Annotated in this window: 16 protein-coding genes; 11 read left to right on the top strand and 5 right to left on the bottom strand. The window is 47.6% G+C overall.

Going from position 1 to position 20,543, the window contains the following annotated elements; all coding sequences use genetic code 11:
- Positions 1-342: 342 nt before the first annotated feature.
- The 6 genes from AB3Y94_RS10890 to AB3Y94_RS10915 all read left to right on the top strand — a co-directional run bounded on the left by AB3Y94_RS10890 (position 343) and on the right by AB3Y94_RS10915 (position 7,138).
- On the top strand, positions 343-591 hold the full coding sequence (locus tag AB3Y94_RS10890) for a hypothetical protein (RefSeq protein ID WP_367296240.1): 249 nt from the start codon (positions 343-345) through the stop codon (positions 589-591).
- A 56-nt stretch (positions 592-647) separates the two neighbouring features.
- Positions 648-2,075 carry a glycoside-pentoside-hexuronide (GPH):cation symporter gene (locus AB3Y94_RS10895; protein WP_367296518.1) on the top strand — a complete coding sequence of 476 codons (1,428 nt, stop codon included), beginning with the start codon at positions 648-650 and terminating at the stop codon, positions 2,073-2,075.
- Positions 2,076-2,228: 153 nt separating this feature from the next.
- A complete protein-coding gene (locus tag AB3Y94_RS10900; protein ID WP_367296241.1) occupies positions 2,229-3,398 on the top strand; it encodes a galactokinase in 1,170 nt (389 codons plus the stop codon).
- A gap of 222 nt (positions 3,399-3,620) precedes the next feature.
- Entirely contained in the window at positions 3,621-4,628 is a 1,008-nt protein-coding gene (gene galE / locus AB3Y94_RS10905) for a UDP-glucose 4-epimerase GalE (protein WP_125682108.1), read from the top strand.
- A gap of 2 nt (positions 4,629-4,630) precedes the next feature.
- Entirely contained in the window at positions 4,631-6,094 is a 1,464-nt protein-coding gene (locus tag AB3Y94_RS10910; protein ID WP_367296242.1) for a UDP-glucose--hexose-1-phosphate uridylyltransferase, read from the top strand.
- A gap of 33 nt (positions 6,095-6,127) precedes the next feature.
- On the top strand, positions 6,128-7,138 hold the full coding sequence (locus tag AB3Y94_RS10915; protein ID WP_367296243.1) for a LacI family DNA-binding transcriptional regulator: 1,011 nt from the start codon (positions 6,128-6,130) through the stop codon (positions 7,136-7,138).
- A 297-nt stretch (positions 7,139-7,435) separates the two neighbouring features.
- Here AB3Y94_RS10915 and AB3Y94_RS10920 read toward each other — a convergent pair whose 3' ends face one another.
- Entirely contained in the window at positions 7,436-7,888 is a 453-nt protein-coding gene (locus tag AB3Y94_RS10920; protein WP_367296244.1) for a MarR family winged helix-turn-helix transcriptional regulator, read from the bottom strand.
- A 451-nt stretch (positions 7,889-8,339) separates the two neighbouring features.
- On the opposite strand from AB3Y94_RS10920, the gene nrdJ reads away from it, so the two are divergent.
- Both nrdJ and AB3Y94_RS10930 read left to right on the top strand, forming a co-directional pair.
- Positions 8,340-10,589, top strand: a complete 2,250-nt coding sequence (gene nrdJ / locus AB3Y94_RS10925; RefSeq protein ID WP_367296519.1) for a ribonucleoside-triphosphate reductase, adenosylcobalamin-dependent — start codon at positions 8,340-8,342, stop codon at positions 10,587-10,589.
- Between the two features lie 45 nt (positions 10,590-10,634).
- Entirely contained in the window at positions 10,635-11,171 is a 537-nt protein-coding gene (locus tag AB3Y94_RS10930; RefSeq protein WP_367296520.1) for a cob(I)yrinic acid a,c-diamide adenosyltransferase, read from the top strand.
- A 394-nt stretch (positions 11,172-11,565) separates the two neighbouring features.
- Here the strand turns inward: AB3Y94_RS10930 and AB3Y94_RS10935 are convergent, their stop codons facing one another.
- From AB3Y94_RS10935 to AB3Y94_RS10945, 3 genes are all read right to left on the bottom strand, one after another.
- On the bottom strand, positions 11,566-13,524 hold the full coding sequence (locus tag AB3Y94_RS10935; protein WP_367296245.1) for a M13 family metallopeptidase: 1,959 nt from the start codon (positions 13,522-13,524) through the stop codon (positions 11,566-11,568).
- 180 nt (positions 13,525-13,704) lie between these two features.
- Positions 13,705-14,208: a MarR family transcriptional regulator gene (locus AB3Y94_RS10940; protein WP_125682098.1), complete on the bottom strand. Its 504-nt coding sequence runs from the start codon at positions 14,206-14,208 to the stop codon at positions 13,705-13,707.
- A 543-nt stretch (positions 14,209-14,751) separates the two neighbouring features.
- Positions 14,752-15,636, bottom strand: a complete 885-nt coding sequence (locus AB3Y94_RS10945; RefSeq protein WP_367296246.1) for a hypothetical protein — start codon at positions 15,634-15,636, stop codon at positions 14,752-14,754.
- Positions 15,637-15,846: 210 nt separating this feature from the next.
- On the opposite strand from AB3Y94_RS10945, the gene AB3Y94_RS10950 reads away from it, so the two are divergent.
- The 3 genes from AB3Y94_RS10950 (at position 15,847) to AB3Y94_RS10960 (ending at position 18,650) form a co-directional block, all read left to right on the top strand.
- The gene (locus AB3Y94_RS10950) at positions 15,847-16,272 is read left to right on the top strand and encodes a universal stress protein (protein ID WP_125682094.1); all 426 of its coding nucleotides are present in this window, start codon (positions 15,847-15,849) and stop codon (positions 16,270-16,272) included.
- Positions 16,273-16,755: 483 nt separating this feature from the next.
- On the top strand, positions 16,756-17,871 hold the full coding sequence (locus AB3Y94_RS10955) for a YibE/F family protein (protein WP_367296247.1): 1,116 nt from the start codon (positions 16,756-16,758) through the stop codon (positions 17,869-17,871).
- On the top strand, positions 17,868-18,650 hold the full coding sequence (locus tag AB3Y94_RS10960; RefSeq protein ID WP_367296248.1) for a YibE/F family protein: 783 nt from the start codon (positions 17,868-17,870) through the stop codon (positions 18,648-18,650). Before AB3Y94_RS10955 ends, AB3Y94_RS10960 begins: the two co-directional genes overlap by 4 nt.
- A gap of 728 nt (positions 18,651-19,378) precedes the next feature.
- On the opposite strand, the gene AB3Y94_RS10965 is transcribed toward AB3Y94_RS10960, so the two are convergent.
- Positions 19,379-20,470 (bottom strand): N-acetylmuramoyl-L-alanine amidase family protein, encoded by a 1,092-nt coding sequence (locus tag AB3Y94_RS10965; protein ID WP_367296521.1) that lies wholly within the window; start codon positions 20,468-20,470, stop codon positions 19,379-19,381.
- Positions 20,471-20,543: the final 73 nt, after the last annotated feature.

Here is a 20,543-nt window from a genome sequence, read left to right on the forward strand (position 1 = left end):
GAAAAGGTACCGCACAATTTGGTGTGGTACCTTTTCTGCTTTTTTTGGAAATGGATTTTCAAAACTGTGATGGCGAAAGTTAACTTGAAAAGCAGAGCTGGATGTGAAAAGGGTTTACTCACGCATTTACTAAAATTTTTATCATAGAAAAAGCAACCGGTTGCAATGTGACTGTAACGGCTAAAGACACCTTTTTAAGTGTATCAGTGAGCATTGAAAGAGGTTGCAATTTTTAATGGATGTCCTTAGAATAACAATGTAAAGCGCTTACATTTAACTAAAACGTTAGCGCAGTTTTACCGGTCTAGTTAAACTATATTGGAAGATATGAGGTGTTTATAGATGGCTGCAAAGCAGGATGACAAGATTACTTTAGATCCCGTTGAGTTTGCTTCCGCTGTATTGGGGGGCAACGCACAGAAGCCTGGTGAAGAGAACAAGTTGTACATCAAACGGCAACTGACCCTTTACTTGGAAGCAACACTATTGGCTAAGGATTTCAATGGTCTTGAGGAATCACAATTCGATATGGCTAAGGCGCAACAGCGTGAAGCGGTTCTTTCCAAGATTATTGAACATCGTTATCACTAATGTTGTTGTGAATTAACTATCAGGGGTAGAACCCGTTGAAAGGTGTGAAGGAAACAATGGTTAAGCAATATCTATCATATGCTTTAGGGGCGTTCGGACATGATGCCTTCTATGCAACACTTAATACTTATTTTGCTATTTTTGTTACTAGTGCCCTGTTCGTTGGGAACGGCGCGGCTGCTGAAGCTGGGATCGTTACCACGATGGTTGTTGTTATTCGGTTAATTGAAATTGCTTTTGACCCGATGATTGGTGGGATGGTTGATAACACCAATACGAAGTTTGGGAAATTCAAACCCTGGATTTTAATTGGGGCCATCGTCAGTTCCGTTGGGATTATGTTGATGTTCTCCAGCCTGTTCGGGTTGGCTGACAGCAACACGTCGATTTACTTCTTGCTCTTCGGTATCGTGTTTGTCATTATGGATATCTTCTATTCATTTAAAGATATTGCCTTTTGGTCCATGTTACCTGCATTAAGTGTTGATTCTAAGGTTCGTAACAAGTTCGGGACGATTGGTCGTTTCGGTTCAACCTTAGGTTCTCAAGGGGTTATCATTGTGGTTACCCCATTAGTTATCTACTTCTCACAAACCTTCTCAGGTACTCACGGAAGTACACAAACTCGTGCTGGTTGGTTAGGATTTGCTATCGTGATTGGTTTAGTTTCGTTCCTGGGTGCTTTAGCAACCTTCTTCGGAACTAAGGAACAAACAAGCTTAATTCGTGAAAACACTGAAAAGACCCGCTTCCGTGACGTCTTCAAAGTTATTGGTGAAAATGACCAACTGATGTGGTTAGGGTTCTCATACTTACTGTTTGCCTTAAGCTACGTTGTTACGAACTCACTGTTGATTTACTACTTCCGTTACGTTATTGGCAACGCTGCCGCTTATAGTTTGATTGGGGTAATTACCGCTATCTTAGGGATTATCTCAGTTCCACTGTTCCCAATCATTGTTTCCAAGATTACTCGGAAGGGTGTCTACATTGGTGGGATTTGCATGATGTTAGTCGGTTACATTCTGTTTATGCTGGCCGGTACCAACACAATCATGATGTACATTGCCGATGCTATCTTCTTCTTCCCATACCCAATGATCTTCTTGGCCGCCTTGATGACGATCACTGATAGTGTTGAATATGGGCAATGGAAGAACGGTACGCGGAACGAATCCGTTACCTTGTCTGTTCGTCCATTGATTGATAAATTAGCTGGGGCCTTCTCAACTGGGATCGTTGTTATTGCCGCTGTCCACTCAGGGATGACTGGTAATGCCAAGCCTAGCGATATCACTTCTCACGGGATGTTTATCTTCCATTCATTCATCTTCTACATGCCAATGATCTTATTGATCGTTGCTGCCTTGATCTACCAATTCAAGATTGTGCTATCTGAAAAGAAGCATGCTGAAATTGTGCGTGAACTTGAAACGAAGTTGGAAACCGAAAAGGAAGAGGAAGAAGAAGCCGAATCCAAGTAATACGTTAATGTATCAGGGCCTCAGGTGAAAGTGCCTGAGGCTTTTATTTAAGAGCAAAGAAAGCGCTTTAAAATTAATTGACAAGGCCGCTAAAAGCGACTATGATAATTGTAGTAAAGTTTTACTAAAAAATTTATTAAGGAGTTAATCGCCATGGATTTCGCCAGCTTAGCATCTGAATACCAAGAACAATTTAACGTTGCACCAGAACGGGTCTTCTTCTCACCAGGACGAATCAACCTGATTGGTGAATACACTGACTTCAACGGTGGTCACGTTTTCCCAGCCGCTATCAGTATGGGGACTTACGCCGCATACTCAGCACGAGACGACAAGCAATTCCGCGTTTACTCCGCAAACGTTCCTGACGCTGGCGTATTGACGTTCTCACTGGATAACTTAGCCTTCAACAAGGCTGACAATTGGGCCAACTACCTGAAGGGGATGTTGTTCGAATTAGCCAAGCAGAATTTGACCATCGATCATGGGTTTGACCTCTTCGTTCACGGGAACTTGCCAGATGCTTCTGGTTTGTCCTCATCAGCTTCAATGGAAATGTTGATGGGCGAGATTCTTCACGCCGCATACGGCATGAAGCTAGACGAAGTTGAGATGGTTAAAGTCGGTCAACAAGTTGAAAATGACTACTTTGGCTTGAATACTGGGATTATGGATCAATTCGCTATTGGTATGGGTAAAAAGGACCAAGCTATCCTGTTAGATACCAATACTATGGATTACGAATACGCACCCCTAGACTTGGGCGACAACGTTGTGGTTATCATGAACACCAAGAAGCGTCGTGAACTGACCGACTCCAAGTACAACGAACGGCGGGCTGAATGTGAAGAAGCCTTACGTCGTTTGCAAACGAAGTTGGACATCAAGACGTTGGGTGACTTAAACGAGGATCAATTCGACCAAAACGCTTACCTGATCAACGATGAAACGCTGATCAAGCGTGCGCGTCACGCTGTCTTCGAAAACCAACGGACGTTAAAGGCATTTGCCGCTCTGCAAAAGAGTGACTTAAAGAGCTTTGGCGAATTGATCAACGCTTCTCACGTTTCCTTGCACTACGACTTTGAAGTTACGGGTAAAGAATTGGATACGTTGGTTGAAACGGCTTGGAAACAACCTGGTGTCTTAGGTGCCCGGATGACTGGTGCTGGCTTCGGTGGTTGTGCCATTGCTATCGTTAAGAAGGCTAACGTTGAAGACTTCGAAGCTAAGGTTGGTAAGGTCTACGAAGACACTATCGGCCATCCAGCAGAATTCTACGTCGCAGAAATTGCTGACGGTCCTGCCGAATTACAAAAATAACTAATTCGTTTGCCGTCTACGACAAGCAGGACACTGTGAATTCGTTGTTCTGACTGTTGAATGAAGTGGTTCAAAATAACGGTTGCGTAATGTCGTCAGTGGCAAAATACGCGAGCACCTAACGCTGGTGTTGACTGTCACAATTTATTTAACCAATTAACGAATAATCATAAGTAGCGTAAAGTTATTAATGAAACAAAACATAAGAGGAGGAATTGATCAATGACAGTTTTAGTCTTAGGTGGTGCCGGTTATATCGGTTCCCATGCAGTCGATCGTTTAATTAGTAAGGGTTATGATGTAGCCGTTGTCGATAATTTGGTAACGGGACACCGGGCCGCAGTGAATAAAAAAGCACGGTTCTACGAAGGGGACTTGCACGACCAGAAGTTCCTGAACGATGTCTTTGACAAGGAAGATATTGAAGGGGTTATGCACTTTGCTGCCTTCTCCATCGTGCCTGAATCCATGGAAAAGCCTTTGAAGTACTTTGATAACAACACTGCTGGGATGGTTTCTTTATTGGAAGTCATGAACAAGCACAACGTTAAGCGAATCGTCTTCTCTTCAACCGCGGCAACTTACGGTGAACCTAAGCAGATTCCTATCAAGGAAACTGACCCACAAATCCCAACCAACCCTTACGGTGAAAGTAAGTTGATGATGGAAAAGATTATGGGCTGGTCTGACAAGGCTTACGGTATTAAGTTTGTTGCCCTACGTTACTTCAACGTGGCTGGTGCTAAGGAAGATGGGAGCATTGGTGAAGATCACCATCCCGAAACCCACTTGGTTCCAATTATCTTGCAGGTTGCCGCTGGCGAACGGAAAGAACTTTCCATCTTTGGTAGTGACTACCCAACGAAAGACGGGACTAACGTTCGGGACTACGTTCACGTCGTTGACTTGGCCGATGCCCACATTTTAGCTCTGGAATATCTGAAGGCTGGCAATGACAGCAATGCCTTCAACCTGGGCTCTTCAACTGGTTTCTCCAACAAAGAAATGTTGGAAGCCGCTCGGAAGGTTACTGGTAAGGAAATTCCTGCTAAGATGGCACCACGCCGTGCCGGTGATCCTAGCACGTTGATTGCCGCCAGTGACAAGGCCCGTGAAGTCTTGAACTGGAAGCCACAGTTTGACAACGTCGAAGATATTATTCGGACCGCTTGGAACTGGAAGCAAACGCATCCACAAGGTTATAACGATCGGACCGAGGAGACGAAGTAATTATGGCTAAAGACACAATTCAAACTTTCATTGATCACATTGTTTCCTCGCCAGCACCCTACACGGAGCTGGACCGTCAGTACGTGACGAACCGTATTTTTGCCTTGATTGGCGATGGTGTTGCTGCTCAAGCAACTTCTGATGAACCCATCGACTTGGTCAATGCAATGATTCAAACGGCCGTTGACCACGGTAAGATTGAAGATTCTCCGAGTCCTAAGGAGATTCTTGAATCAGAACTGATGGACTTCATGACGCCGCTTCCTTCAGCCCTCAACCGGGGGTTCTGGGACCGGTATCAACAGAGTCCTAGTGCCGCAACTGATTGGTTCTATCAATTAAGTCAAAATAACAATTACATCAAGACGCGTAACATTGCTAAAAATGTGGTCTTTCCAGCGAAGACACCAGCTGGTGAATTAGAAATCACCATCAACCTGTCTAAGCCCGAAAAGGATCCTAAGGCGATTGCTGCTGCCTTGACACAGAAGAAGACCAGTTACCCGTTGGATCAACTTTGCATGACCAACGAAGGGTACTTGGGCCGTTTAGGTTATCCAGCCCGTAGCAACCATCGGATTATCCGGATGATGCTGGGTGGAGAAACTTGGGGCTTCCAGTACTCCCCATACGCTTATTTCTCTGAACACGCCATTTTCTTAGCCAAGGAACATCGGCCAATGGTGATCAACCAACACACATTTACCAACTTGTTGGAAATCGTGCGGACACTACCAACTTACTTTGTTGGCAGTAACGCCGACCTGCCCATCGTTGGGGGATCTATGCTGACTCACGACCATTATCAAGGTGGGAAGCACGACTTTCCAATGATGAAGGCCCCTATCGACCGGAAGATTGACTTGGGTGTGGCTGGCGTGACAGCTGGGGTCGTTAACTGGCCGATGACTGATATTCGGTTAAGCGGGGCTCAACCGGAACCACTGATCAATGCCGCAACCAAGGTCTTGAACAGCTGGATCGGTTACTCCGATGAATCTGTTGACGTTCGGGCCTACACGGGTGATACGCGTCATCATACCATTACGCCAATTGCGTACCGTGACGGTGACGACTACGTTCTGGATTTAGTCCTGCGAGACAACCAGACGTCAGACAAGTATCCGGATGGTATCTTCCATCCGCACCAGGATGTTCAACACATCAAGAAGGAAAATATTGGCTTGATCGAAGTCATGGGTCGCGCTATTTTACCGGCACGGCTGAAGAGTGAAATGGCAGAAGTCACGAAGTACTTGATTGACCAACCAAACAACATTGCGGACATGCATAAAGCGTGGGCTGACAAGATCAAGCAGGACCACCAACTGACGGCAGAGAACGTCACTGAAGTCTTGCACCAAGAAATTGGGAACGTCTTTGCTCGGGTCCTGGCGGATGCTGGGGTCTTCAAACGTGATGCGACTGGTCAAGCTGCATTGGATAAGTTTATTGCTCAAATTTAGTGTACAATGGGTGAATAATCGTTTAAGGGGGTGATGGTAATCGCAGCAACACTAAAGGATATTGCGCAGTCCGTTGGCGTGTCTCTGGCCACTGTATCGCGGGTCTTGAACTATGATCGAACGCTTTCGGTCAGCGAGTCAACTCGTAAACAGATTTTTGAAGTCGCTGAGGAATTGAACTATACCAAGCTCAAGCACCGGGCGTCATCGTCAGCCAAACAGCTGAAGATTGCCATCGTCCAGTGGTATTCGAAGACGAAGGAACTCGATGACTTGTACTATATGTCGATTCGATTGGGCCTAGAGAAGCGTTGCGAACAACGTCACATTCTGGCTACTCGGTCGTTTCAAAATGATTTACAGGCTGTTGATACCGACGTTGATGCCATTATTGCTATTGGTAAATTTAGCCAGCCGCAAGTTGAGTCAATGGCTCAGCTGACACCTAATTTGGTGTTCGTTGACCAGGACCAACTGTGCCACGGGTACGATAGCGTGGTTACAGACTTTCGGTTTGCCGTTAAACAAGTGGTGGACTTCTTCTGGCAACGGGACCAGCGCCGCATTGGCTTGCTTTACGGGACTGAATGGACCACGGATGGCGAACTCGAAGTGATTGATCCCCGGTATAAGGCGTTCAAGCAAGAAATGATGGCACGAGATGCTTTCAATCCTGACTTGGTTTTTGCTGGCGACTACACGAATCATTCGGGCTATCAGGAAATGCAAACGGCCATTGCTCAGTTGGGTGATGGTTTGCCAGACGCTTTCTTCGTCACGAACGATCCGATGGCTGGGGGGGCCTTGAAGGCCCTCCACGAAAACGGAATCGCTGTGCCGGAACGGGTGAAGCTGTTTAGCTTCAATGATACGACGATTGCTAAGTACGTCTTTCCAGAGCTGAGTAGTGTGCACGTCAATACGGAACTGATGGGAGCTACGGCTGTCGACATGGTGGAGAATCGCCTGCAGACTGGTCGTTCAACCGCACAGCGGATTACCGTGGGTACTGAACTGATTCAGCGTGAGAGCACGTTAAAATAAACTGAAATAAGAGCGTTTAGGCCAAATTGGTCTGAACGCTCTTTTGGTGTACGCTGCTGGAATTGTGCCGCCTTCGGCTACACGGGTGGGACCAGCAAATACAGTATTTGCTAGTGGGTGCAGTCAGGGGTGGCTTGAATCTAGATAAATTCTATCGGTTGAAGCTGGTCTATTGTGATTGATGAGTTGTTTTGAGAAAATTTTGGCTGTTTTCCTAGAGGAACGTACAAATTAATTTATTCTGATAGTGTTAGGCTAACTTTTAGTTGTGAGTCAATGTAGCCGGAGGTGGTCCATCTAGGACTTCGACTTGCCTGGCAAAGGGGATTCGAGATCAGTGATCCGTTCACTCCAGGTGAGTAGATTCTCGTAGACAGTTTCCAAATCAGTAGACGCCGTTTCACCGAGTACTTCTTGCCACAAATGTTTCAGCAGGCGGCGAATGCTGCGACTGGCGTCCATACCAGACTGGGTGATGGTGATCCAGATGGTGCGACGGTCGGTCTGATCGGAGTGCCGTTCGATGTAACCCGCCGTTTCTAGGCGCAACATTTCCCGACTGACGAGTCCCTTATTGATAGCTAGTTCATTAGAAATTTGTTTGGCCGTAACGCGTTCGTGTTCGCTAATGAAGAGGAGAAAATTGGCGTTACTGGCATTGAGTTCCGGTAAGGTTAAGTCATGACTGATGGCAGTTTGAAGTCGGCGATGCAGGATGCCAATGAATTTTCCTAGCTGAATAATTTGCATGGGCGCCCTCCTTTTGGCAACAGTATAGCATAGACAATGAAGGGACAAATAGTTTAAAGCCGCGGAGTTTCGTATTGCTTTGGGTGGTCATCGCGCGTACGTGAATTGTCGGGGCCGTGAATGATGGTTGGGTGACCTGAAAAACGACGAAAAATTTTTTTGAAAGGCTCAATCGCGTCACCTATTTAATTGTGTTTGAAGCGAGTTGTTTACTACCCAGTTAGACTTGTGGTTCGATTAGGGGTGGGGAGGGAGGTCAAAAGTTTTACGTGGTTTATCCAATTACAATTAACTGCTGAGAAGGAAAAGTTGCGTGTTCGCCATGCAATATGTTACATAGTCGGTTCCGTCCAAAAGTCTAGGGACAGTTCAATTTTTCTATATGTTGTATTTTTAAACTAAATATTCTACCATATCTAGTATACGGTTGAGACGGGAGTGAATGAGTTTGATGAATACAGCAACGGCGCCAATGGTCACGCTATCGGCGGATTTCATAAAAAAAACACAGGACGAGGTGACCCCACATTGGGGTGAATTAGGTTGGGTCACTTACAAAAGAACCTACGCACGGTGGTTACCTGATCAGCAACGGACTGAGGAGTGGCCCGAGACGGTTAAACGCGTGGTTGAGGGCAATATCAACCTCGACCCACGGTTACAGGCAGATTCAGTGACTGATCAGGTGGTTGCAGACTTAACGCAAGAGGCTCAGAACCTCTACCGGTTAGTCTACGGATTGGCAGCGACACCATCCGGTCGGAATTTATGGATTTCGGGAACGGACTATCAACACCGTAACGGTGATGCCCTCAATAACTGCTGGTTTATTGCCGTGCGACCACAACCATATGGTGACAGTCATCTGGTTCCGAACTACTTGGAACAGGACCAGCTAGCGGTTTCCATGCCTTTCTCTTTTATGTTTGATCAACTTATGAAGGGTGGAGGGGTTGGCTTTTCCGTAACCCCCAACAATGTGAGTCAAATGCCCCGGGTGGACCGACAGATTGACTTAACCATTGTGATCGATTCCCAGAGTGCTTCCTATGACGCCTCAGTGGCGCTAGGAGCCACTGACCGGACTGACTGGATGCAACGCCATTCATTAGCGAAGACGCGTTACTATCGGCTCCCAGATACTCGTGAGGGCTGGGTGTTGGCCAACGCCAACATGATTGACGCTCATTTTAATGCCAGCAATTCGGAGGGGCAAACGCAGGTCGTCTTAGATATCAGTGATATTCGTCCTAAGGATGCGCCAATCCACGGTTTTGGTGGGACGGCGTCCGGGCCAATGCCACTAGTGGAGATGCTCTTTGATATCAACCAGATTTTAAATGATGCCGCTGGCCGGAAGCTGACTGCGGTCGATTGTACGGACATGGGAAACTTAATCGGGAAAACGGTCGTTGCCGGCAACGTTCGGCGGTCCGCTGAACTGGCCTTAGGTGGCGCTGAGGACGATGATTTCATTACCATGAAACAAGACAAGGATAAGTTATACCATCACCGGTGGGCGTCTAATAATAGTGTGGCAGTGGACAGTCAGTTTGCCGACTATCAGCCAATTGCAGATTCCATTCAGCATAACGGGGAACCCGGGATTGTGAACCTCGGACTGTCACGTGACTATGGTCGACTGATTGATGGCCGGCAACCTGGGATCGATGGCGAAGTTGAGGGCACCAATCCCTGTGGTGAAATCTCCCTGAGCAACGGTGAACCTTGCAACCTATTTGAAGTCTTTCCCAGTGTGGCCGAGGAACAGGGGTGGCAATTAGAAGATGCTTTTGAATTAGGAGCTCGTTACACGAAACGGGTAACCTTTAGTCATTATGACTGGGAGGTTTCCCGGAAAGCTATTCACAAGAATCGGCGAATTGGGGTCTCCATGTCCGGAATTCAGGATTGGATTTTAAAGACGTTCAGGCAACGCGTCGTGACCGGGTTTGAAGCCAAACAAGATGCTGAAACCGGTCGGACGTTCATGCAGCCCATCTATAATCAAGCGGCAGTCAAACGATTCAATGACCTCTACGCGGCAGTTGTACAAGCAGATAAGACTTATTCCGAGACGCTGGGATGCCAGCCTTCAATTAAGCATACGACGGTCAAACCCTCTGGAACGGTAGCCAAGTTGGCGGGCGTGTCAGAAGGAATGCATTTCCATTATTCTCGTTACCTGATTCAACGGATTCGGTTCCAGGATAGTGATCCGTTGTTGCCCGCTTTGAGAGCCTGTGGTTATAAAGTTGAACCAGATGTTTATAGTCAAAATACCATGTGTGTGGAATTTCCAGTCAAGGCGGCGCATGCAGACAAATCAGCGTTTGCTTCTGCTGGTGAGGTCTCCATGGCGGAACAATTTGCAACGCAGGCATTTCTCCAGACCTACTGGTCCGACAACGCAGTTAGCTGTACCGTGACGTTCCAACCTAAAGAAGGCGCAGAAATCAGTCGGCTACTGCTACAGTACCGGCAAACAATTAAGTCGACGTCACTGTTACCTTACAGTGGGGCAGACTTTGATCAGGCACCTAAAGAACCCATTGATGAAGCAACTTATCACCAAAAGCGGGCCGAGATTTCAGCGGACGTGGCGGTTAAGTTTGCTGAAATGATGGGACATCATGATCAAAAAGATGTTGAATTGGTGGATCAATCTGATTGCGCCAGTGGCGCTTGCCCAATTCGGTAGACAAGTGAAACAGGTGACTTGAGGACGTAGATTGAGGTGCAGAACGTGAAGATTTATACGCGTGTAGGTGATCAAGGATTGACGAAACAAGTCAGTGGCCGAATGGTACCAAAGACGGACGCTCAAATTGTGATGCTTGGCGATATCGATGAACTACAGTCATATTTGGGCGTGGTTATTGCTAGTCTGGGCAATGCTCACATAACGCTTGTGGCCGAACTAATGACAATTCAACGTCGACTATACACGCTAGAAGCGGACGTGAGTATTCAACGGCATGCGAAAATGACGGCTGCAGATACGACTAATTTGGAGGAACGCATCGACTGGTACGTGGACCGCGTCCCGGAACTGAAGGGGTTCATTTTACCAGGCGGTTCGCAAGCCGGTGCTCAGCTACAGGTGGCACGCACCGTTGCGCGTCGAGCAGAGCGATCCGCAGTGGCGTTGCATCGCCAACAACCGCTGGCGGCGCCTATTCTGACATACTTGAACCGGCTGTCAGATTATCTATTTGTCCTGGCGCGCTATGTGAACGTCCGGGATGGCTATCAGGAACAACCAAGCAAGTTGGATGAGTGAGTCGGCGGTAGGCCTCAGCTAGATTAGGTGAGTTGTGCAGGGTGGATTTAGCACCGTCCAGATTGTTTGGGGATTAATGAGTCTGGTATTTGTTGGTCATATGGCTATACAGTACAGCGGATGCTAACTAGTTAGACAGATTGCCTTTCTAGGCGCTATGACCCTTAAACTATTTGTGATTAATTACGTAAAAAAAGGGTCTGGGACAAAAGTCCCAGACCCTTTTTGCACTCCGAACGTATATGGTCGAAACGTGCGCCAAAAGGCAGTCAACTCCGCTTAACCCCGATAGACAAACAATCCAAAATCGGGATTATTCGTCTATCGACGTTAATGCTCATTGACTAACCGCCTTCTGTCCCACTCTCTTTTTGTTTTACTAATTTTTACTGTTCTACCAGATCTTAACACGGTCGGCAGGGGCCAAATACATCTGGTCACCTGGCTGGACATTGAAGGTCGTATAGAAGTCGTCGAGATTTTTGACCTGAACGTTAGCCCGTAACTTAGCAGGAGCGTGGACGTCGATCGACAACAGTAGTTGCATGTATTCTGTGGTGGCTTTCATCCGCCAAACGTTGCCCCAATTGATGAAGAACGCCCGGAGGTCAACGTCATCGCTTGATTTAGCGGCCTCTAAGGCACAGCTTAGACCACCGGCGTCGGCAATGTTTTCGGAAACGGTCAGTTGGCCGTTGACCTTTTGACCGGCAAATTCAATGCCATCAAATTCACTGATCATCGCCTTAGCCAGGTCCTTAAAGTGGGCTAGGTCGGCTTCCGTCCACCAATTGTGGATGTTCCCAAATTCATCAAATTGGGAACCGTTATTGTCAAAGGCGTGGGAAATTTCGTGGGCGATGACGGCCCCAATTCCCCCGTAGTTGGCACTGCTAGATTGCTGGAGGCTGTAGAATGGTGCTTGCAGGATGGCAGCTGGGAAGACGATTTCATTGTTGGAAGGGGAGTAGTAGGCGTTCACTGTATTGGCGCTCATCTCCCACTTCTTCCGGTCAACGGGTTGACCCCAGTGGCCGAAGTGGTTGGCAATGATGGTTTCGGTAATGGTTTGCAGGTTATCATACAGTGAAGCCTGTTCGTCAATCTTGAACTTGCTGTAGAGGGCGTCGATAGAGTCTGGGTAGCCCACTTTGATGGTCAGCTTTTGCAACTTCACGATGGCCTTTTCACGAGTGTCTGCACTCAGCCAATCATTGGTCTTTAACCGTTGTTGGTAAACGTGGGTCATCTTGAGGACCATCTGCCGGACGTCTTCCTTGGCTGTTTCACCAAAATATTTACGTCCATAGTAGTCACCAACAACTTGACCAAATGTGCCAGTGGCCAGGTAGTAAGCCGCTTTTTTCTGGGAACGAGCTTGCTTCTGACCGGAAAGTGCCCGGCCATACGTCCCGCCAACCTGCCGGAATTCTTCAGTTAAAGCACCACTGGCAGATAGGACGGTCTTCACCAGCATCCAGCTCTTAATGGCGTCAAAGTTAGCCGGTGCCAGAATGTCGTTGGCTGCATCAAAGAAGAGTGGTTGGGGCAGGATAACTTGTTCAGGAACATCGTTAATAACGCCCTTGATGGCGGCAGTCAAGTCAATATTAGCTAATTTGGCGTCAACGTCTTTCAGTGGGAATGGATTGTACATCTTGACGTAGTCGGCTGATTCTTCAGCGAATTTTACGTGAGGGGCAATCTGAGCATCAAAGTCTTTCGCTTGTTCCACGATGGTCGTGGCTTCGGCTTCGGCATAGCCCGCCAGTTGTAAGAGCTTGACGGCCGTCTGGGTAAAGATGGGCATCAGTTGCTTGGCTGCGGAGTTGTCTTTAGCGTAGTAAGTCTTGTCTGGCAAGAACAGGCTAGGGGCGTCAACGTACAGGGCGTAGTGACTAGTGTCCTTCATGTCGGGTTCTACACCCAGGTCGATTGGCACTGGAAGCCCCTTTTGGTACCATTCCACTAAGTGAGCATTCAAGTCAGTGAAATCCTTGAGGTTGGCAATTTTAGTCAGCCAAGGCTTTAGCGGGGCAGTCCCATCGTTTTCGCGCCGGTCAAAGTCGCTAGCTAGGGCGTATAGTTTTTTAAATTCGGCCATTTCGGAATTGGCGGGGGCCATCTTACCCGCTAAGAGGTCGGCAAAGTCAGCCATCAGAGTGTGCTCGATATTGTCGACTAGGTCCATGAACCCACCAGTTGAGGCGTGATCGGCGGGGATGGTAGCCTGCTCAGCCCACTTGCCGTTGACCGCGTCATAGAAGTCCTGGGTCAGTTTACTTTCGTCTACGGGAAACGCTGATGTTGAGCCACTGGCAGAAGCATCAGACGTGAAATGATTAAGTCGCATACGGAATCCTCCTTGATTTTTCGTGTTACCTCAAAGGTTAAACCATTTGATGAGAAAAGGGAATTTTTTTGACACCCAGTTTTTAGTTGGTCAACTGGATTAGTGGGTAAACCAAAACGTGAGCTAGCGAGGTTGCCCACTAACTCACGTTGGTTCTATTCTGTTGTGATGGGTCACGACCTACTTATCGCCCAGTGCCTTCCGTTTTGTACGGAGAACGGGTCGCTGGAATTTCGGCCGGGTCCGATCCCAAACAGCAATATTTTGCTGATATTGCGTGAAGAATTCATTGATGTCGCCAGCAGTTAAGCTCGTTGGAATTTGTTCCCAAGCCGCTGCACTCTGCAGGAACGCCTGACGAATGTCATTTTCAATCGCCGCCCCCTTAGGCGTTAGCCGCAGGTACTTCACACGGCGGTCATCCAACTTAGCCTCTTGTTCAACAAAACCATCCAACAGCAGTGCCCGTAATTTTCGAGCAGCCGCGGAACGGGTGGTACGGGTCGAATCGGCCAGTTCGCTCAGCGTGATATTGCGTTGCTCATGAATTTGTTTCAACAGCAGGTACTGTTCAAAGCTGACCGAGTACTGACCCGTCACCTGTTCAGCGGCATTGATCAGTACGCGAAAGATCTCGCGGTATTGACGTAGAAATGTTTCGAATACTCTTTCTTCGTTTTGCATGATAACTCCCCCTAGGAAAACGAATTCAGCCGATTTGGTGCAATTTGCTGGTAAAATGACCAGCATTCTTCACTAACTCAGCATACCGTTATTATGCGGCCTGACGGGTGGGGATAAAAACAATTGCGCTTATCCACTGTGATTAAGAAAGGTCAGCTTGTTTTCTAAATCAAGGTGGGAAAGGAACTTAGTTGCTGGCAAAATAAAATCCGCTCATCCTACTGACGTAGCGGGGATGAGCGGATTAAGAGAGTTATTTTAAAGGTTGAAAGGTCGAAAACTGTTATCAAACCAAGAATAGCAAGGTGATATAGACTTAAAACTAGTCTGACCCATCCACCTACGGCTGTCAGAGATTCTGCCTGCTGTGGGGAACGCCTGCGGCCTGAAAAGCGGTCCTGCAGCCCGGTTTGAATCCTGGAAAAACCACCAGTCTCCAAACACGTCCCACGCGGTAAGCTGAAAATCGGCTAACACCGTCGACACAGTAGGCATTCACCCTGGCGACCGGAAGCGGCAATCAACGTTCGCCCACCAGCAAAGCTACTTCGTCATGTAGATGTAGAGATGATCGGTGGAGAAACCAGTGTTGAACCGCACGCCGTTCGACCGAATCGTCTTGGTCGTCGTAGAGCTACTGTTCTTTTTGGCATCTTTCAGGACCTTTTCAAACTTTTTGATCACGTACTTAGGTTTAGCGTTGAGTGAACCGCCCAACAGAGCGAAGGTGGTTCCAAAGTCCTTTTGGCCAGTTTTCGTCTTCATTTGTTTAGTGGGCGTGATCAGTGCGAGACCCATCAACTTGCGAGCTTGAACGTTGCCCCGGACGGTAACGGCTTTGGTGCTGATCAGGTTTTTCACACCAGCGGTCGTGTCAGTTGGCAAGAGCTCATCCTTAGCAGCTTTTTTGGCTGTGGCCATCTGTGCTTGAAGCTGCTTAGCAGCGGCTTGTTGCTTTTGAACGGCGGCGGCAGCTGCGGTAGGGTTCGTCTGAGCAAGAGCAGCTAACTTCTTTTTAGTAGCAGCTTGGGTCTTTTGCGCACTAGCTAATTGCTTTTGAACCTTTGCTGGTAAGTGGGTAGCAATCACCATTTGATTGTACTTTGCTGCGAATTTTTTGTAGTTACCTAAGGCAGTGACGTGCTTCACCGAAACGGTTTTGTGTGCCGTTCCGGCAGTAATTTTGACTTGTTGGTCCTTGGTCGCGGTTGGAACTTGGAAGAAGTAGGTGCCACCGTTAACCTCGGCCTTTTGTTTCCGACCACCATCGATTTGGTAGTTGACCGTTTTAGACTTGGCATTACCTTTTACCACAGCGGTCAGTGCGGTTGGGTGATAACTGCTTTTATTGGTGGTGAGCTGGTTACTAGAGCAGCCGGCTAGGGTCAAAGCTAAGAGTCCTAGGGCGCCCAACAGAAACTTTTTCATTTTATATCCATCCCTCAGTGATTGATTTACTCGACTTATCTTACCACAAAGTACTGATTATGCGGGTGATGATATTCCCAAGATTTTCAGGAATAAATTAAATCGTGAAAAATGACGCAAAGGTCTTTTATGCGGTCGAAAGAATTGGTATGATTAAGGTGTTGAAAGCGATATCACCTAGATGGTTTACTATGGAAAGGACGGGATATTATGTATGAACGGATTTTAGTACCAATGGATGGGAGCAAGAACGCCCACGCTGCGTTGGTGGAGGCTACCAACTTGGCTAAGCAACTCGGTTCCAAACTGTTCATCGTGTCCGTCGCCAGTGATCAGACTTACGCCCACTACGGTGCAGAATTTGGTAGCGAAATCGTCACGCACTTTAAGGAAGACGCTGCGAAGTTTTTGGAGAGTGCCGTAACGGAAGTCGAAGCACAGGGCGTGGCAGTCGAGACGAGCTTTAAAGTTGGGTTACCAAAGCCAACCATCGCACAAACCTTACCCGCAGAATTAGGAACGACGTTGACGGTGATTGGTCGTTCAGGGGCACATGGCATTGGCCGGGCAATCATGGGTTCCACCACTAGTTACGTGGTTCATCACTCTAAGACCAGCGTGTTAGTGGTCGACTAAGTAGCATCTGGTTTTGCAATTATATCCTCAAAATAGGGGTTCCTGGTCAACCAGTCACTGGCCAGGAACCCCTTTATGCTTTTTGAGCAAACAAAAAAGCCACTGACAGTGTCAGTGACTTTTCTAGTAAAGGCGTCAGACTACTTCTTGTTCTTTAACCAACGTTGTAAGTCTGAAATTTCGTCGCGTCGCTTCCGGTCCTTTTTACGGTTAACCTTCCGACGGCCTTGAACGCCATTTGGATGTGCTTTTCTCATTGTAAAAACCCTCGCTTAATTAAAATAACAATCGTGTGTTATTCTACTGGATATTCTCACAAAATGCAAGCCCCTCGCGGGATTAAGCAATTTCAGACTGCCTATTAGCGTTGACGGGCCGCGTTTGCTGTGATTTGCTTAAAATTTTTTATCCAGCCCTGGAGACCCCACGGAAAGTGGTATATTGGAATTAATTCGGTAAATGGCGTAAGAAGGGACGGGGAACATGCAAGTGATGAGAGAGAAACGGGTGCAGGGATGGCTCTGGCTTCTAGCGCTAGTCATCGGGGGTCTCCTGGTATGGGGAACACAGCACAATGCTGGTCTCTATCATGATCCCATTATGAAGGTCACCCAGGTTAAAACGGGGCGGGCAACGAAAGAGACTGATGATTTTCACAATCAAGATTATCAGGTGAAACAGATATTGACCGGCCACATCTTGAACGGGTCTTTCCGGGGACGGCCGTTGACGGTGACGAACACCTATTCACAATCTGGTGCGATGGATCAGCGTTATCACGTTGGGAGCCAACTATTTGTGGTCGTTCATCAACACACTGGTCAAAAGTTAACGGCAACAGCTAAGGATGTGAAACGGGACACGCCCTTACTGACTATGATTTGGGTCGTCGTGGCGTTACTGCTCTTAATTATGCAATTCAGTGGGTTCATGGCCTTCCTTAGTGTTGCAGCTAATGGGGTGCTGTTTTTGATTGCGATTCTTTTGAATGGCTCAACTCAGGGGGCACAGGTGCTGTGGATCTTCGGGAGTTTGGCCATTGTGTTTGCCACCCTCACATTGTGGTTGGTGTTAGGCGCAAACCGGCAAATGGTGATTACGTTGGCGACTACGTTGGGTGGAACGGCTTTTTCAATTGTCGTGGCACTGTTGGTCTTTCATTTCACACATGAGCGGGGGATGTACTACGAATCCATGCAGTACGTGACGCAGTTGCCTCGACCACTGTTTCTGGCAGAGACCCTTTTGGGCTCCCTAGGAGCGGTCATGGACGAGTCCACGGATATTATCTCATCACTCTTTGCGTTGAAGCGTGAACGGCCGGAGCTGTCCGCCAATCAAGTATTTAAATCAGGTCGGCAGATTGGGAGTACAATTATGGGGCCACTGATTAACGTGCTATTCTTTATCTTCGTAGCTGATACCTTTCCAATGGCCATGCTGTACTTAAAAAATGGGAATAGTTGGGGCTACACCTTCTCAATGAATATGTCGATGGGCGTCGTTCAAAGCCTGATCAGTGGGATCGGTATCGTGCTGGCAGTTCCATTGGCCAGCTTCCTAGCTAGTCGATTCATGGCGAAGAAGGTGATTGCATGAGTACGATCAGTACCTTGGGATTAATTCTGTTAATTTTGATGATTTTAGTCGGTGGTAAAGCGGGGGCGCAGTCATTTCTAGCATTGCTTCTCAACTTTAGTCTGTTGTTCCTAGCAATCGTTCTGGTGGCATTTCACTTCTCGCCACTGATTGTCACCCTGGTGACGGGGATGCTGGTGTTGGCCTTGACCATCTTCATGAGTAGTGGGGATGACTTATCCAGCACAGTGGCCTTCATCGCGTCAGCGGTGGTGCTAGTCGTCCTGGTCGTGGTTATTGTCCCAGTGGAACAGTGGGCCCTCGTTCAAGGGTTCGGACCAGAAGATAGTGAAGACCTTGAGGGATTATCCGTCTTGGTGGGGATCAGCTTTGTACAGGTAACCACCGCTACGGCTATTCTAAGCACGCTAGGGGCGATTGCAGAGGCAGCTATGGCAATTGCTGCTGGTCTTAGTGAAATCCTTGAGCAGCATCCTCAGGTGGGTTTAAAGGCCCTGATGGGTGATGGTATCGCCGTCGGTAAGCAAATCATTGGTACGACGTTTAATACCTTGTTCTTTGGGTTCTTTGGTGGATTCCTAGCACTGTTTATCTGGTTTACCGGCGTCCATTACTCGTTCGGTGAAATCCTAAATGATAAAATCCTTGTTTCAGAAATCTTGATGATTTTGTTTGCCATGGTCAGTGTTATTTTGACCGTGCCAATTACGACTTGGGTCATGACCCGCGCCGTAGCTGGTCAGCGTAAGCGTGCTGATAAAGCTAACCAGGGTGAGTAACTAGTTGATGCTTAGACTCGGCTTGCTCCGGCGGTTCAAGACGGGGCCAGCTGTGGGGGACGCTTCAGCCAAAGAGCGGGCTTCTCGCTCGACTTGAAGCCACGGGGCCCACGTGTCTCCAAGCTCGCCCGTGCTGTAAATTGGCAAAAAAACTGCCAATTAACACCACTTTCACGGTTGGCCCCGTCCTGGGCCGCCTACGCTAACATAGTGTAAACTGATAGGTCGTTTACAATGGTTAGTATGATCACTGGCTGGTTGGCTCTAGTGGGATGTTTAAGAGTTATAAAATATGATTAAAGTAGTCGTCGATAATCTCAAATGAGAGGTGTCGACGACCTTTTTGTAGGCAATCAATTTAAAGCTTATGGCAGTGCAGTGGCCTTTGATGACAATGTCAATTAGTATTGATGCCATTGAGTGTGTCGGTCCGCACTGATAAGGTGGCAGTGTTCAGTCAAAGCGGAGGTGGTCAGGGGTGGGGCCGGCCGTGAAAATGGCGTTAGCTAGTGGTCTACTAGCTTACGGCATGGGCGACTTTGAAGACAGATGGGCTGTCCTGGCTTCAAAGCGAGCGAGAAGCCCGGTTCTCAGGCTGAAGCGTCCCCACGGCCGCCCCCACCCCTGACCGCCGGAGCGGTCATTTTCGCGTGTTTTAGCAATCACTTTTACATTTAAGAATAAAAAACGGCCATCCAAACAGTGGATGGTCGCTAGGAATGTTAAATTTAGTTGCTGCTACTTACTGAGCTAGTGCTAGAAGAACTAACAGAGGATTCAGTAGCACTTGAACTATTAGCCGCGTTGCTTTCAGAACTGGCACTAGCGTTGGCCGTCTCCGTGACAACGTCTTGAATGTTCGTCAGATTACCAGAGTAAACCCAGTAACGGGTCTTACTGGTCGTGTTCTTAGAAGGCTTGATCCGGTACCACATGGAACCGTTGCTCTTCTTAGCAGTCATGTCGACGCTGTAAGATTTACCAACCTTAGGCGAAATCTTGGACCAACTTTGACGCTTGGCGTTCTTGTTGGCACCCTTGACGTGGTTGTACAGGTAGTACTTGGTGTACTTGCTGCTCAACTTGGCTTCCTGGTCAACGGACTTGTAGGTTGCACTGGTCATCTTCGTATGCTTAGTTGAGTTCATGTCGTTGTAATACATTTTGACCATCTTGTAAAAGGCGGCCATGGTGTACTTTTGACCAAAGTACCTCTTACCAGCAGAGGCGTAGTAACCGATTGGGTCGGTATGCGTTGAACCACCAAGCTTGTGAGCTACGGCCTTATGGGACCAAACAGTTCCCTTGTAGTCGTAAGCGGCATCGTTAGGCTTTAAGTTGTACTTGTTCAGAAGATAAGCCGTGTACCAAGAGGCATTAGCAATCTCGTGGGCAAAGGCGGACTTACTGTGAACTTCAACTTGTTCAAATTGAACATAGCGGGCGTTACCAGGGTAACCAACCCCCCAAGCTAAGTAATCAGTGTTAGCAATGTTGATGATTCGAGAACCATCAACGAAACTGTGAACGAAGGCGTTGTTATAGTTACGCTTCATGTAAGCAATTTCGTTATAAATGGTTGAAGATGGGTTGGCCGTTTCGTGAACGACGACCCCTTCTGGTTTGCCTTTACCATGACGATACTTGTTCTTAGGAAAGCCACTCCAAATGCTCTTAGTTACTTTAGCAGGCTTGATTTTCTTGCTACTAATATAGTTATTGACCTTTGACGATGCAGCGTCAGCAGTTGTCATTGACGTGGCACCAAAAATACCGATAGCCCCTAGTGCGGCCACTGCAGTTAAAACGACTTTGTGCATTTTCACCCTAATCATCCTCGTACTTTCTTTTCTAAATTTAAGGGACCCTCTAGTGGGTCGTTTACTCGACTTA

It is taken from the genome of Levilactobacillus yonginensis (assembly GCF_964065165.1).
Lineage (GTDB): Bacteria > Bacillota > Bacilli > Lactobacillales > Lactobacillaceae > Levilactobacillus > Levilactobacillus yonginensis_A.

Coding starts and splice junctions, on each gene's coding strand:
- AB3Y94_RS10890 (WP_367296240.1), top strand. CDS start 343: ATGGCTGCAAAGCAGGATGACAAGATTACTTTAGATCCCGTTGAGTTT.
- AB3Y94_RS10895 (WP_367296518.1), top strand. CDS start 648: ATGGTTAAGCAATATCTATCATATGCTTTAGGGGCGTTCGGACATGAT.
- AB3Y94_RS10900 (WP_367296241.1), top strand. CDS start 2,229: ATGGATTTCGCCAGCTTAGCATCTGAATACCAAGAACAATTTAACGTT.
- galE (WP_125682108.1), top strand. CDS start 3,621: ATGACAGTTTTAGTCTTAGGTGGTGCCGGTTATATCGGTTCCCATGCA.
- AB3Y94_RS10910 (WP_367296242.1), top strand. CDS start 4,631: ATGGCTAAAGACACAATTCAAACTTTCATTGATCACATTGTTTCCTCG.
- AB3Y94_RS10915 (WP_367296243.1), top strand. CDS start 6,128: ATGGTAATCGCAGCAACACTAAAGGATATTGCGCAGTCCGTTGGCGTG.
- AB3Y94_RS10920 (WP_367296244.1), bottom strand. CDS start 7,888: ATGCAAATTATTCAGCTAGGAAAATTCATTGGCATCCTGCATCGCCGA.
- nrdJ (WP_367296519.1), top strand. CDS start 8,340: ATGAATACAGCAACGGCGCCAATGGTCACGCTATCGGCGGATTTCATA.
- AB3Y94_RS10935 (WP_367296245.1), bottom strand. CDS start 13,524: ATGCGACTTAATCATTTCACGTCTGATGCTTCTGCCAGTGGCTCAACA.
- AB3Y94_RS10940 (WP_125682098.1), bottom strand. CDS start 14,208: ATGCAAAACGAAGAAAGAGTATTCGAAACATTTCTACGTCAATACCGC.
- AB3Y94_RS10945 (WP_367296246.1), bottom strand. CDS start 15,636: ATGAAAAAGTTTCTGTTGGGCGCCCTAGGACTCTTAGCTTTGACCCTA.
- AB3Y94_RS10950 (WP_125682094.1), top strand. CDS start 15,847: ATGTATGAACGGATTTTAGTACCAATGGATGGGAGCAAGAACGCCCAC.
- AB3Y94_RS10955 (WP_367296247.1), top strand. CDS start 16,756: ATGCAAGTGATGAGAGAGAAACGGGTGCAGGGATGGCTCTGGCTTCTA.
- AB3Y94_RS10960 (WP_367296248.1), top strand. CDS start 17,868: ATGAGTACGATCAGTACCTTGGGATTAATTCTGTTAATTTTGATGATT.
- AB3Y94_RS10965 (WP_367296521.1), bottom strand. CDS start 20,470: ATGCACAAAGTCGTTTTAACTGCAGTGGCCGCACTAGGGGCTATCGGT.